The 13,473-nt window shown below is 59.5% G+C and carries 11 protein-coding genes and 1 other annotated feature; of the genes, 8 read left to right on the top strand and 3 right to left on the bottom strand.

Annotated features, from left to right (window positions below):
• Nucleotides 1-156: 156 nt before the first annotated feature.
• Together HGB51_RS15745 and HGB51_RS15740 are read right to left on the bottom strand one after the other, a co-directional pair.
• Nucleotides 157-435 (bottom strand): EexN family lipoprotein, encoded by a 279-nt coding sequence (locus tag HGB51_RS15745; RefSeq protein ID WP_023127547.1) that lies wholly within the window; start codon nt 433-435, stop codon nt 157-159.
• Nucleotides 432-1,376, bottom strand: coding sequence for a LysR family transcriptional regulator (locus HGB51_RS15740; protein ID WP_023127548.1), 945 nt, complete (start codon nt 1,374-1,376; stop codon nt 432-434). Before HGB51_RS15740 ends, HGB51_RS15745 begins: the two co-directional genes overlap by 4 nt.
• Nucleotides 1,377-1,529: 153 nt before the next feature.
• Between HGB51_RS15740 and HGB51_RS15735 the strand changes: the two genes are divergently transcribed.
• Genes HGB51_RS15735 through HGB51_RS15710 form a run of 6 tightly spaced genes read left to right on the top strand, consistent with a single transcriptional unit; the run spans nt 1,530 to nt 8,870 of the window.
• Complete coding sequence (locus HGB51_RS15735) at nt 1,530-1,784, top strand: helix-turn-helix domain-containing protein (RefSeq protein WP_023127549.1); 255 nt, start codon at nt 1,530-1,532, stop codon at nt 1,782-1,784.
• Nucleotides 1,784-4,552 carry a DUF499 domain-containing protein gene (locus tag HGB51_RS15730; RefSeq protein ID WP_053506168.1) on the top strand — a complete coding sequence of 923 codons (2,769 nt, stop codon included), beginning with the start codon at nt 1,784-1,786 and terminating at the stop codon, nt 4,550-4,552. Before HGB51_RS15735 ends, HGB51_RS15730 begins: the two co-directional genes overlap by 1 nt.
• Entirely contained in the window at nt 4,552-5,571 is a 1,020-nt protein-coding gene (locus HGB51_RS15725) for a hypothetical protein (RefSeq protein ID WP_053506169.1), read from the top strand. The genes HGB51_RS15730 and HGB51_RS15725 overlap by 1 nt, the downstream gene beginning before the upstream one ends.
• 6 nt (nt 5,572-5,577) lie before the next feature.
• Nucleotides 5,578-6,654: an SIR2 family protein gene (locus HGB51_RS15720; protein ID WP_070207186.1), complete on the top strand. Its 1,077-nt coding sequence runs from the start codon at nt 5,578-5,580 to the stop codon at nt 6,652-6,654.
• A 7-nt stretch (nt 6,655-6,661) separates the two neighbouring features.
• Nucleotides 6,662-8,422, top strand: coding sequence for an ATP-binding protein (locus HGB51_RS15715; RefSeq protein WP_053506349.1), 1,761 nt, complete (start codon nt 6,662-6,664; stop codon nt 8,420-8,422).
• Between the two features lie 10 nt (nt 8,423-8,432).
• Nucleotides 8,433-8,870 (top strand): DUF1156 domain-containing protein, encoded by a 438-nt coding sequence (locus tag HGB51_RS15710; RefSeq protein WP_084738887.1) that lies wholly within the window; start codon nt 8,433-8,435, stop codon nt 8,868-8,870.
• Here the strand turns inward: HGB51_RS15710 and HGB51_RS15705 are convergent.
• A protein-coding gene (locus HGB51_RS15705) for an IS3 family transposase (protein ID WP_425505389.1) occupies nt 8,852-10,068 on the bottom strand; the annotation gives its coding sequence in 2 pieces (ribosomal slippage) (nt 8,852-9,783 and nt 9,783-10,068; 1,218 coding nt in all). The two genes, HGB51_RS15710 and HGB51_RS15705, sit on opposite strands and share 19 nt — an antisense overlap.
• Nucleotides 9,674-9,790 (bottom strand) — a sequence feature (AL1L pseudoknot). Its footprint overlaps the gene before it by 117 nt.
• Before the next feature lie 90 nt (nt 10,069-10,158).
• On the opposite strand from HGB51_RS15705, the gene HGB51_RS15700 reads away from it, so the two are divergent.
• Complete coding sequence (locus tag HGB51_RS15700; RefSeq protein ID WP_216666848.1) at nt 10,159-12,963, top strand: DUF1156 domain-containing protein; 2,805 nt, start codon at nt 10,159-10,161, stop codon at nt 12,961-12,963.
• On the top strand, nt 12,960-13,472 hold the full coding sequence (locus tag HGB51_RS15695; protein WP_053506344.1) for a hypothetical protein: 513 nt from the start codon (nt 12,960-12,962) through the stop codon (nt 13,470-13,472). The genes HGB51_RS15700 and HGB51_RS15695 overlap by 4 nt, the downstream gene beginning before the upstream one ends.
• Nucleotide 13,473 lies beyond the last annotated feature (1 nt).

Below are 13,473 nucleotides of genomic sequence, written 5' to 3'. Positions count from 1 at the left end.
GCCGGGTCAGTGCCGGTCAAAGACCGTTTTGGGCAGAAAAGTCGAGTAAAAAGACAGAATGCGCGCGACGGCGCACCAAGGAAAAGCGCCGCAAGTGCAGGCGCATCGCGGCGTGTCGAGCAGAAAGAAAAAAACGATGCGACGAACCGCCAACAATCAGAACTTGGGGGATTCCTTCGGTGGCGTGTATGGGGTTTCGCCGTCGCCATAGAACCGCTTGCGCGTGGCCTCGGCTACCCGATTGCACAGCACGTCGCCCAGCTTGGGGCGATCTGTCTTGCATTGCTGGCGCAGTTCCTTGAGCCGGTCGGGGTTGGCCGCCAGTTCTTCCACCGTCGGGATATTCGCTTCCGATGTGTTGGCCTTGTGAGGCGTTTCGGACTGGCCGCAGGCAGCCAGCGCGGCCGCAAGCAAGAGCGGGATGATCCTTTTCATGGCGCAGGTTCCTCCAGGGAATCGGAATAATGGCCCGGCTTGGGCCTTGGGGCTTCCGGTGACTCGATGGCCTGCGCACGCTCAATGAACCGTGCAAGCACATCGAACGGCTGACCTTCGGCGTGCAACAGGTAGGTCGTCAGCGGCGGCACACGCAAAGCCAGCGGTCGGGCCACCACGCCCGAGTCAGGATGGGCGGCGATGCGCGCGGCGCCCGTAAACCCAAGTGCGAGGCCAGCCGATACCAGAGCCATCATCAGATCACACGATGCGACCCGCTCCGCAACCAGTGGCTCCATGTCAGCCCGACGCAGCACTCGATCAACGAATTTGGCATGGCCTTCGCACACTTGTGGATCGCATAGAACCAGCGGATAGCGCAGAAGTTCCTCCAAAGGAATGCGCTTGTATGCAAGCAGCGGGTGCCGGGCTGGCACCGCCACTATGAGCGTGTCCCTCCACGCAGGCATGGCAACGATGCCGTCGCCCACTTCGTCGGATTGGGCAAACCCTACGTCGTACAGATCGTCATGCAACCCTTTGATCTGCTGCGACAGCGGCACCTCGAAGAAGCGGATTTCGACCTCGGGTTCTTCTAGGCGACACAACGCCAGCAAGGTCGGCAAGCGCGACGGCGTGATGCCATCCGACAAGGCCACGCGCAACTGCCCATGAAAACCGTTTGCTGCTGCTTTCACGCTTTCACGCGCTTGTTCCAAGGCAGCGAAGACACGGCGCACATGCTCCAAAAACAATGTTCCGGCACGGGTCAGCCGCGTGCTGCGCGTGGTACGGGCAAACAGCAACACGCCCAGTTCTTCTTCCAACTCCTTGATGGCGCGCGACAGTGGCGACTGCTCCATATGCAGCCGCTCGGCTGCACGGGCAAAGTGCAGTTCTTCTGCAACAGCGAGGAAACAGCGTAGATGTCTGAGCTCCATTGCTTTACCTCTTGCCAACGCCTCCTGCCCGATCTTCACGTATGCCTTATGACCGGCAGCAATCTTGAAAAATTCGCATGAGATGCGTAATTATCACCCAAACATGAAAATTTTGTACAATCCTGCCATTGTTTGACCTCCAAGGCACCCACGATGCCCACCGACAACAACGAAGGCGAAATCCTCACCATCAGGCAGGTAGCCGACTACCTGAAGGTCACGGAACGGACGATCTACAGGTTGGCCGGGGCCAAAAAAATCCCAGCCTTCAAGGTTGGAGGGACGTGGCGGTTTTCGCGCGCGGACATTGACAACTGGATCAAGCAGCAGTCCTTGGAAGGACTCGACGCTGCGCGCGAGGGTGTCCACGCGGCCAATGGCCAAACCAACGATGGAGTGCGTAAGTAATGCTTGGATTGACTCTTCGGGATGAGTTTCGGGGCAAGCGCCTCAAAGGGACGGCCATTGAGCTTTCCAACGACTCGAACACGGGTGCTACCCAGATCGCCGCACAGGCATTCTTGGAGATCACCTATCCCACCCACGATCTACTGGAGGGCATCGAAGCCGTTGGCCCCAACCAAGGGCGGCCAGTGGTCGTGATCGGCGAGCGCGGCCTGGGTAAGTCGCACTTGATGGCAGCGCTCTACCACGCAGTCAACGATGCCGCATCGACGGGCGCATGGCTCAACTCCTGGTCAAGCACGTTGGGTGACCCCAGCATCGGCAAGATCGCACTGCGCGATGGCATGTTGGTCATTGGCGAGAGCCTGCACAGGCAACGCTATAAATTCCTGTGGGACCTGCTGTTCGAGCGCCATCCGCGCGGCGAATTCATCAAAGGCAAGTGGGAAGGCATGGGAGCGGCCAAGACCGACATCCCCTCGGACAAGCTCATCATCGAGCTGCTTGAGCATCGGCCTGCGATGCTCCTCCTCGACGAATTCCAGACTTGGTACGACGGCCTGACCAATACCAAGCAGTACCCCTGGAAGCAATGGGCGTTCAACTTCATCCAGATCCTGTCGGAGATCGCCAAAGAGCGCCCCGACCTACTGGTGTTGGTGATCTCCGTGCGCAATGGCGGCAGCGATGCTTACCAGCAGGTGCACCGCGTCAACCCAGTGGCTATCGACTTCAAGGCGGGAGGCAATGCCGAGCGTATCCAGCAGGATCGGCGGCGGATGCTGTTGCATCGCCTGTTCGACAACCGTCTGCAGATTGCAGACGGCACCATCGAATCGCTGGTTGCACAACACGTCTCCGAATACTTCCGCCTGCTGGATGTGCCGCCCGCCGAGCAGGATCGCAAGCGCCGTGAATTCACCGAGTCCTGGCCTTACGCACCGCACTTGCTGCGCCTGCTTGAGGAACAGGTGCTGATCGCCACGGATGCGCAAGAAACGCGCGACATGATTCGCATCCTGGCCAACCTCTACAAGAGCCGGGGCGAAGCGGTGCCTGTGCTCACTGCGGCTGATTTCCGGCTGGATGACGATGCCTCGGGCATTGGAGCACTGCTGGATTCAGTGTCCAACGAACACCACCGCACCCTGCGCGAAAAAGCGCAGCACAACATCATTTCGGTGACGGAGGCGGTGTACGACCACGGCAACCTTGCCCCACACCTGCAAGAAATCCTGAGCGCACTGTGGCTGCGCTCCATCGCCGTCGGCAATCTTGCCGGGGCCGATCCGGCCACGTTGCAGGTGGACATCACCCGCAGCAAGCCGGTAGATGTCAATGCCTTTCAGGTCGAACTGGCGACCATTGTCGAGAACAGCTTCAACATTCACCAGGATGGCCCGAGGTTGGTCTTCCGCGAGGAAGAAAACCCCCGCGCCAAGTTGATGGCCTGCGCGCGCAATGACAAACTGTTCACCGATGGTTCCGATCAGGTGCAGCTTGCCAAGCAGGTGCGCTACGTCATCGGAGGCAGCGATGAGGTCGCTAAAACCTTCCGAGTGATTGCCCTGCCAAAATCGTGGCAGAACGATCCGTGGACATCGCTCGACGAAGCCGAGCAGCCGGAGCGCTGGGATGACCGGCTGCCCATTTTGGTGCTGCCAGAAGAGCCGGAAAAAATGGATCAGACACTGGGCCGCTGGCTCAAGGACCACCTGCAAAAGCGCCGCAACACCATTCGCTTCTTGTTGCCCCGTGCCGGCTCCACCAACGCCTTTCAGGACCGCGACCTCCTCATCCTTGCCCGCGCCGAAATGAAGGCGCAGGAATGGAGTGGGCAGAACCCCGAATACAAGAAACTTCATAAGGAATTTGAAGGCACGCTGCGCGAGAACCTGAAGAAGCGCTTCGATCGGTTTGCCATCCTGCACCGCTATGACCACCAGAACCCGCAGCAATCCCTGTTCAGTGTCGAGCACCTGAAAAAGCAAGGTGCTCAAATCCCCGAGGGCATCGAAGAAACCCTGACCAACGACCTCTTTGTTCCCGAGGATTTCGAAGACCTTGTTCTAGAAGCCGCCTCGGAGAACGCCCCCCTCGGCAAGCTGCTGCGTGAACTGCAAGAGCCTCGCCCTGCGGGTCAGGATTGCATCCCCTGGCTGGGGGAAACCGCGATGAAGGAACGCATCCTGCGCTTGTGCGCGCGCGGCAAGATCGCCATCAACCTGCGCAATCTGGAGCACCTTCAAACCCACGCGGGCGAGGACGAGGAAACTGCATGGCGGCGCTTGCGCCCCAAACTCTCCTACACGGGGCGTCAGCTTGATGAAGTGTTCCTGATGGAACCCTCGGCGGTGCTCGCGACCGGAGGCACCCCGCCACCCGCGCCGCAGCCGCCTGCAGGCGGCAACGGTGGATCGGGCGGCGATACTTTTGGTGGCGGCACTACCACTCCGCCCGTCACCCCTTCCGGTGGCGACAACACTCCCGGCGGTGGCACATCGCCGAATGGCGGCGACATCTTTGGTGGTGGCACAAGTACCACCGCCAAATCACGCACCCCGCTCTCTAACCCGCCAACCTCACCGCTCAACCTAATCGGCAAGCTCGAAGGCTGGGGCATTGGCCCGGCCACGCCTGTGGCAGAAGTCTCGATCAAGGTGTCTGCTGGCCAAAACACGCAGATTACGGGCGCGCAACTCAAGGAACTGCTCAAGAAGCTGCCTGATGGCATGACTTTTGAGCTGAGTCTTGAGAAGGAGGACAACTGATGGCGTTGGATGCTCAAATCTTGCAGCGCCTGACCCAGGACAGTCCCAAAGAAGCGTGGCGCATCATTACCGATCGGGTGTTGGAGATTGCCTCGAAACCGCTGGCCGAAAGCAATGCCCCCAGCGAGGTGGTCAAGCGAGACCGCGAAATTGCCGAGCTCGATTTGTTCCTGGCCTCCAGCGGCTGGGATCTGTGGCGGGTCTTTGGCCAACCCGAAATCTGTGGTGTGGAACGTACCTCAGACCGGCTTGCGCGTTGGTGGAGCGAACCCGGCTATGGCCACAGCGTCGCGCGCGCCGTGCTGATTCTGGATGCCCTCTCGCTGCGCGAACTGCCCTGGCTGCTGCAAGGGGCCAAAGAGCGTGGATTCACCCTGCACACAGTAGGCGCCACAGCATCCGAACTGCCCAGTGAAACCAACCCGTTCGCCCGCGCATTGGGGCTGACCAGCCGCAGCCAGCTACAAGCCAATGGCGGCGGTTTTGCCCACAAGCTGCAACCGGCGCAGACCGAAACCATCGACCTGCCGTGGAAGGACTGCGAGGGCTTGGTGGACAACGCCTCGGGTGCGAAGAATTGGGTGTTCTGGCACCACTGGCCAGACGCCAAGCTGCACGACTACGGCGCGGGCCAAGGTCTGGAACTGCTGACCAGAGATGCCGCGCAGCAACTTTCCAGTGACGACTTTTGGAGCTTTATTGAGCGCCTCGCCACTGGGCGGCGCTTGGTCATCACATCCGATCACGGCTACGCCGCCACGGGCTACTTCCCCGATGCCGATGGTGAGGTTGCCTCGCACCTCAAGCAGACTTTTTCAAGCGGTCGCAGCAAGGCAGGCAATGGCGACGCAGGCCCCTTCGTTCCTCCCGTCGCCTTGCAAATCGACAGCCCGCATGGCGCACACCTGCTGGCGCTGGGGCGCAGAAAGTGGCGCAGCCAAGGCGGCTACCCAACCTTGACGCATGGCGGTCTCTCGCTGCTGGAAGTGCTGTCGCCCTTCGTTGAACTATCGAAGTAGGCCGATATGACAGCGGCCGAATTGCCAGAAGATTTCTTCGCAGACATCCAAGGGATTTTTCGCAAAACCCCGGTGCTGCTCGTCGGCTCTGGCTTCTCCTGTGGCTATGGCCTGCCCGGTATGGGCGCTTTGGCGGAGCACTTGGCAACCGCTGTGCACGATGCCCTGTCCACCGATGGGGCAAGGAACGCCTGGGCGCAATCAGTCGAAGCAATCAAGACAAATCTGGAAGCTGGCCTGAACGGCATTCCGCTTGGCATGGCGGAGTGGACAGAGATCGTATCAGCCATACGCGGAGAAACCGCGAAGCTGATTCTTGATAGAGCCATCGCCGCAGAGACGGAAATTCTTGGCGAAAAGGTCGCCGGTGGCCATGCGCCGTCACGCCTCTTGAACCGCTTGTTTAGTGGCTCTCCGCAGAACACGGACAGCATCCATGTCATTACAACCAACTACGACACGTTGTTGGAGTTGTTTTGTGATCTGGCAGAAATTCCCCTAGACACAGGATTTACGGGGTTCCGTCGGCGTAAGCCGCGTGCCAGGCCGCTCTTCCAAACGCAGTACAGCCGTGTTCTGGTGGCCGAAAAGCGCCAGCAGCAGGTCGATCACCGCATCTGCAAAACAGTTCGTCTATATAAGCCTCATGGCTCAATCAGTTGGTTGACAACGGACGATGGGCCAGTGGAAGCCCTCAACGATGTTTCCATCGCGGAACGAGCCATTGTCGTCCCCGGCCCGTCAAAGTACCAAGACGCACTGGTCAATAGGTTGTTCGACGAAATGCGTACCGCGATGAATGCGGTACTCACCGATGCCCAGGCACTGTTGTGTATCGGATTTGGCTTCAACGACGACCATTTGCAAGGCGTCATCAAGCATCGTCTGGCCGCAGGCATGCCGGCCATCATTGTCACGCGCGATCCGACCCCGAACATTGAAAAACTCCTCGGCGAACACCCCCATGTGATTGCCGTGTTCAAAGATGGGGATGGGGCAGTCTGTCGCTGGAACGGGAATGCACTGCGGTCACCAGAGCCGCTCTGGCAGTTGGATGACTTTCTGAAAAAATTTGTGGAGTGAGGCGAGGATGAGCATTTTCAATTTCACCGACGAGCAGTCATTGGGCGAAGTCCGCAGTGTTGAAACCTCACGGATCACCGTGCGGGTGACGGACGGTCAACGCCTGCAAAAGGCGCGCGTCGGTCGATTGGTCGCCATCCAGTTGATGGGCGATGAATGGCTGATCGGCATCATCGAGCGGGTGTGGCGGCATCCAGTGGAGCTGCCGACGCTGCCCGAAGCTGACCCGTCAGCGGATCTGGCTGCCGTGCCTCAAGAGGAAAACGGCGTGTCGATCAGCCTGGTCGGCACCTATCGCGCCCGGGATGGGCAGCGCAAGGACACTTTCACGCGCGCCGTTTTCATCCTGCCGGAAATCAACCGGCCTGTGTTCCCTATCGAGGAGAAATCTCTCGAAGACTTCATGGGCATCTTGAGCGCGTCATCCAAGGCGGACGCGGCTGCACCGCTCAAGGTCGGCACCTATACCCTGGATGGCAAGGCCAGCGCCTACATTGATGGCGACAAGCTTTTCCAGCGCCATGCCGCGTTGCTGGGCAGTACGGGCTCGGGCAAATCCTTCACCGTCGCCTCCATTCTTGAGCAGTCTGCACAACTGCCGCACGCGAATATCGTCGTGTTCGATCTTCACGGCGAATATTCGAGCATGAAATTCGCCAGCCACTACCGCATCGCAGGCATCGGCGATCTGAAAGCGAAGAAGGACGGCGCCATCTTCCTGCCCTTCTGGCTGCTGAATTACGACGAAATGCAATCACTGTTCGTGGATCGGTCTGAAGAGAGCGCCCCCAATCAGGCCAGTGAACTGATGAAGCAGGTCGTGGAGCTGAAGAAGAAATCCATCGAAGGGCTGGGGAAGCATGATCTGCTCGATGGATTCACAGTGGATACTCCGGTGCCCTATCGGTTGGCCGATCTTATTGAGGCTATCGCAGAAAAAGACAAGGAGATGGTGCAAGGAAGCAAGGGAGAAAAGCAGGGGCCGCTTTTCGGAAAACTGACGCGATTTCTGAACAGGATCAGTGTCAAAACGAAAGACCGTCGCTATGCCTTCATGTATCAAGCTCCAGCAGAATACGAGACTTACGAGGCGCTGCACCAGCTAGCCGAAAAGCTGCTCGGCACCGGCATCCAGCAAGATGGCATCAACCCCGGCATCAAGATTGTCGATTTTTCGGAGGTGCCCTCGGACATCCTACCGGTCGTCGTTGGTCTGGTTGCGCGAATCGTCTACCAAATCCAGTTCTGGAGCTCACCAGGGACGGATGGTGATGCCCGCCATCCTATCGTGCTCGTCTGTGATGAGGCACATCTCTACTTGCCAAGCGGTGCTGCCTCCATTGGCCCAATGGAAAAGCGCGCCCTGGAAAACTTCGAGCGCATCGCCAAAGAGGGACGCAAGTACGGTGTTGGGTTGATGGTAGTCAGCCAACGCCCCTCGGACGTCAGTACAACTATCCTCAGCCAGTGCAGCAACATCATCAGCTTGCGCCTGGCCAACAAAACCGATCAGGCAGTGGTCAGGCAGCTCCTGCCTGAAAGTCTGGAGGGGCTGATGGAGGTGCTGCCGACGCTGGACGTGGGCGAGGCTGTAGTGGTGGGCGACGCCACCTTGCTTCCGACCCGCATCAAGATGTCCAAGCCCAAACACGAACCACGCAGTGCAACGATTCCCTTTTGGTCGCGCTGGGCCACGCCCAAAGCAGAAGTTGATTTGGTTGCTGCGGTAGAAAACATGCGCAGGCAGTCGCGCGCACAAGAAGATTAAGGACGCTTGAATGGCCACCAAAAAAGAACTACTTGCACAGCAAGTCGCCAAAGCCGTCGGTGCAGGAAAGGCAGTCGCGCTGGAAACCGTCGATTTCAACGACCCCAACCGCCCCAAGACCTGCCTTGAGGTGGATTTCCCTGTCCTCCCAATCAATGAGATTGCGAAGGTCGAGACTGCATCAGGAGCAGGCAGAAAACCGATATACACGATGACGAAGTGGTGGGCGCGACGTCCATCAAGCGTGTTTCGGAGCTTGCTGATCGCAGCAGCGACGAAAGCCCCGGACGATCCATCGGAATCGGCAAAATTAGTCTGGGACAACTACTACGCCAACCACCAGAAGAAAGGCGCATTCAAGCACCTAAAGGTGGCCGACATTTTTATGGGTGAACCGCCCCGACTTTCTTGGAGGCCATTTGGTTTGAGTCAGGCCGCTTTGGCCTGACCGGCTTGTTGCCGATAGTAAGCTGCTTCGGCTTCTGCTGGCGGGATGTATCCGATCGGCCCCAGCAGTCGTTGATGGTTGTACCAGTGCACCCAGTCCAGCGTGGCCAGTTCCACCTGCTGGCGGTTGCGCCACGACCGCCGATGGATCACCTCGGCCTTGTACAGCCCGTTGATCGTCTCGGCCAGCGCGTTGTCATAGCTGTCGCCCACGCTGCCCACCGACGGTTCGACCCCGGCTTCGGCCAGTCGCTCGCTGTAGCGGATCGACATGTATTGCGACCCGCGGTCGGAGTGATGGATCAACTCGCCCTCCCGTTGCCGGGCGTGCAGGGCTTGCTCCAGTGCGTCCAGAACGAAGTCGGTCGTCATCGAACTGGACACCTTCCAGCCCACGATCCGACGTGCGTACGCGTCGATCACGAACGCCACGTACACCATGCCCTGCCAGGTCGAGACATAGGTGAAGTCGCTCACCCATAGCGCGTTGGGTCGATCGGCATGGAACTGCCGGTTCACCCGGTCCAGCGGGCACGGTTGCGCCTTGTCGCTGACCGTGGTCTTCACCACCTTGCCGCGGATCACGCCACGCAGGCCCAGCCGACGCATCAGCCGTTCCACCGTGCACCGGGCCACCTGCCAGCCTTCCCGCAGCAACTGCCGCCACACCTTGCGCACCCCGTAGACCTGACGGTTCTCGTCCCAGACCCGGCGGACCGCCACCTCCAGTCCCTGGTCCCGCCACCAGCGGTTCGGATTGCGCTCCGGATCGGCCTCACGGACCGCATGGTTGTAGTACGTCGACGGAGCGATCTGAAGTACACGGCAGATCGGCTCGACTCCGTAGGCGTGACGGTGTTCGGTCACGAACCTCGTCATGGCTTGAAGTGGCGGTCGAGCTCCGCCTGGGCAAAATATGCTGACGCCTTGCGCAGGATCTCGTTGGCCTGCCGCAGCTCGCGGTTCTCCCGCTCCAGCGCCTTCATCCGCGCCCGCTCATCGGTCGTCAGGCCCGGCAGCTTCCCCTGATCACGCTCGGCACGCCGCACCCACAACCGCAGCGTCTCGGCTGTGCACCCGATCTTCCCGGCAATCGACTCGATCGCAGCCCACTGCGAACCGTGACCGTCCTGGTGCTCCAGCACCATCCGCACCGCCCGATCCCGAACTTCCGGGGAATATTTCACTGGCTTGTTCATGACTCCATCCTCTCAAGAGTTGGAGCCTCCAGGAATCCCGGGGCGGTTCAAAGTGGCGGCACCACTTTGGTGGAGGGATCGCGCCTGGGCATGCAGATGTTCGGCAACGACCTCAACCCGGTCGCGTGGTTCGTGGTCAAGCAAGAGCTGGCCAACGTCGATCTTGAGCAAGTCAAGAAGCTGCTCGCCGACATCGAGGCTGAGGTCAAGCCACAGATCATGCCGTACTACTACTGCGACGGCCCGGAAGGCGAGAAAGGCACATGGACGCACCTGCCGTCGAACAAGGCAATGCCTGCCGATTTCGACCCGCTGACCATTCCGCAGGGCGAGCGCAAGGACTACCGCTACGAAGGCCCGGAGGTCATCTACTCCTTTTGGGCCAAACATGGCCCTTGCCAGGTCACCGGTTGTGGCCACCGCACGCCGATCATGACCAGTCCGGTGATGGCGGTGAAGACCATCAGTGTGAAGCACTGGGAACACACCTGCGGCCAATGCGGCGGTGAATTCCACGTTGAGGAGGAAGCCGCACGGATGGCGCCGGATGCGCCGCTGGTTGTCGCTCCAAGTGAATACCCTTTCTCCGTGCTCGACAAAAGGCGCGGTGTGATCTGCCCGCACTGTGGGCACGCTGAGCTTGCGAATCTGGGCAAGGGGAAGAACAAGAAGGTGGAACTGAGCTTGCTGGTGCATCCGCAATGGCTGGCGGGCGAAGCCAAGCAGGATGCGAATAGCCAGCCCTACGGCGGTTCGGCGCAGGACGACGTGGCGGCGACCACACGGTGGGATGCGGCACGCGCTGCGAATATTCGCCTACTGGAAGTGCGCGGCGCGTTGCCTAATGAAGTGACCGACCCGGAAACGGGCGCCACCTTCGCGCCGTCGAGGGGCACGGTGCCTAAGAAATCGCACTACGCCTGCGCGGCTTGCGGCACGGTGCAGGACGTATTGACCACCATCAAGGCCACTGGCAAGACGGGGCCGATGGCGGCCTATGCAGTACAGGGTTACGCACCGAAGCGCGATGCGGCAGGAAAGCCCTACAGTGGTCGCTTTTTCGCAGCCTACGATAGAACACATGCTCGACAGTACGACGCAGTTTTAGCGGAATGGGAGGAGCGCAAGGACGCTGATTTGAAGGACTATTGGCCGCGATCCGAGCTTCCTTACGGTTTTATGACCCATCACCTGCAAGGAGGTGTGCCGAACCACGGTTTCACCCACTGGTGGACGATGTTCAGCCCACGGCAGCGTTTGGTTCATGCCTTACTGTTAAAGGCTATCGCAACAGCAGGAGACCACGAATGGGGTGTGCGGGAGTTCGTCCTCGGTGCGTTTCACAGATACCTCCAGCATCAGAATATGATGTGTTTTTGGGACATTCAGCAAGACTGTGTTGCCCCAAGCCTGAGCAATCAAAATTTCCACCCAAAGTCTACGGTTGTAGAGAACAGCGTTTTCGCCCATCTCGGGCGAGGTAACTGGAATTCGTCACTCGATTCATTGCTGGACGCACTAAATTGGCTGGCCTCACCGACTGAACTGGTGAGCAACGAGAGACTTAACATCAATTTTCCCAGCATTGGTTCGCAAACATCAGGGAAATCGACAAAACTGGCTCTTGGCGATGTACTTACAGGTGCAGATGTATTGTGCAGATCCTCAACAGATCTCCAGCAGTACGCCGAATCCAGCCTTGATTTAGTCATTACTGACCCTCCTTTCGGAGGACTGCTCCATTACTCGGAGCTGTCTGATTTTTTCTACGTCTGGCTTCGTTTGGTGCTGAAGAGTAAATACCCGGAATATTTCAGCGCCGAATACACGCCAAAATCGCTGGAGGCCGTCGCCAATCGCGCCCGCGAGCCCGAAGATCCGGATGGCTTTTATCAGCGGTTGTTGACTCAGTGCTGGCGTGAGGCACATCGCGCGCTTAAACCCGGTGGCATATTAGCTTTCACCTTCCACCACAGCGAGGATGAGCCCTGGGTGGCGGTGTTGGAGTCGCTGTTCGACGCAGGGTACTACCTCGAAGCAACCTATCCCATCCGCTCCGACGAAACAAAGGGCGATGGTGAGTTCGGTTCCAGAACAATTGAATTCGACATCATCCACGTCTGCCGCAAGCGCACCGAGGAGCCCAAGCCGGTGAGCTGGGGTCGCATGCGCCGCGAGGTGATGGCCGATGTGCGCCAGTTGCAAGCCATGCTGGAGAATCACGCCAAGGAAGGTCTGCCCGCCGCCGACATTCAGGTCATCCGGCGCGGCAAGGCTCTGGAATACTTCTCTCGCCACTACGGCAAGGTCTATGTGGATGAAGGCCGCACCATCTCCGTCCGCGACGCGCTGGTCGGTATCAACCAACTCATCGACGAAGACGCCGACAAGGGCAAGGAACCGCCGCCGGTCAATGCCGAACCGATGTCACGACAGTTCCTGCGCACCTTCGGGGCTGCGACTGAAATGAAGCGCGACCAGTTGCAGAAGTTTCTGCGCGGCACCATCACCACGCCGGATGAATTTGTACAGCGTGGCTGGTGCATCGAAGAGAAGAAGGTGTTTACGCGCACCAATCCGCTCGATTTCGCCCGCGATTGGTCGGGTAAGCACAGGCGCAAGCTCACCTCTGATCTCGATCAGGCGATGGTGCTGATCGGTGCCTGTGTCGATGGCAGCGGCATCAATGCCTCGGACACGTTAACGAACGACAACTTCAAGCCGCACATAGCGCTCAAGCCGCTGCTGGAATGGCTGCAAAAGAACGGCTCGGATCAGACCACCCGCAACGCGGCGTCGCGCGCGGTGGCGATCTTCTCCACCTGGCAAGCCAGCCAGGCGCCCAAGCCGCAGCAGGTTTCGCTGTTCGATGACGATGAGGAGTACACGCAATGAGGCAGGTGCTCGATACGGTATGGCAACGGCGCGGCACCAGCTGGCTGTGGGATGAGGAGGCACGCAACACGGTGTGCGCGGCGGGCGAGGTTTGGAGCCTGCGGCAGTTTTTGCAGGCCGCCGCCCCCGGTGCGCAGGGCTGGCCGGATGATCTGCCCAGCAACGGCGGGCAGACGTTGGTGGTGGCCGGGCTGGAAGGCAGCCTGGACCTGCTGGCACCCGATCAAGGCGAAATCTGGCTGGGCGACACGATCAAACGCGCCATCCTGTCATTTCAGGATGAATACGCAGGCGAAGCCGCCTTGATTTTCTGGCTGCCGCAGGGCCAAGGCCGTTTGCGCGTGCAGGCTTCCACCGACGCAGTGACCTGGCTGTGCGAAGCGCCGCATCGGGGGCAACTACTCGACTTTGGGCGCCTTCTGTGGGGTGAGGCCAACGAGTACCCGCAGGAAATTTTGCTGCGCGAGGGCGCGAAAGCGGCCGGCCTGTTTCACCTGCGGATTACTTGAG

This window comes from Stenotrophomonas bentonitica (assembly GCF_013185915.1).
Lineage (GTDB): Bacteria > Pseudomonadota > Gammaproteobacteria > Xanthomonadales > Xanthomonadaceae > Stenotrophomonas > Stenotrophomonas bentonitica.
The sequence above is the reverse complement of the archived record's forward strand: the minus strand, read 5'-3'. Positions and strand labels throughout refer to the sequence as shown.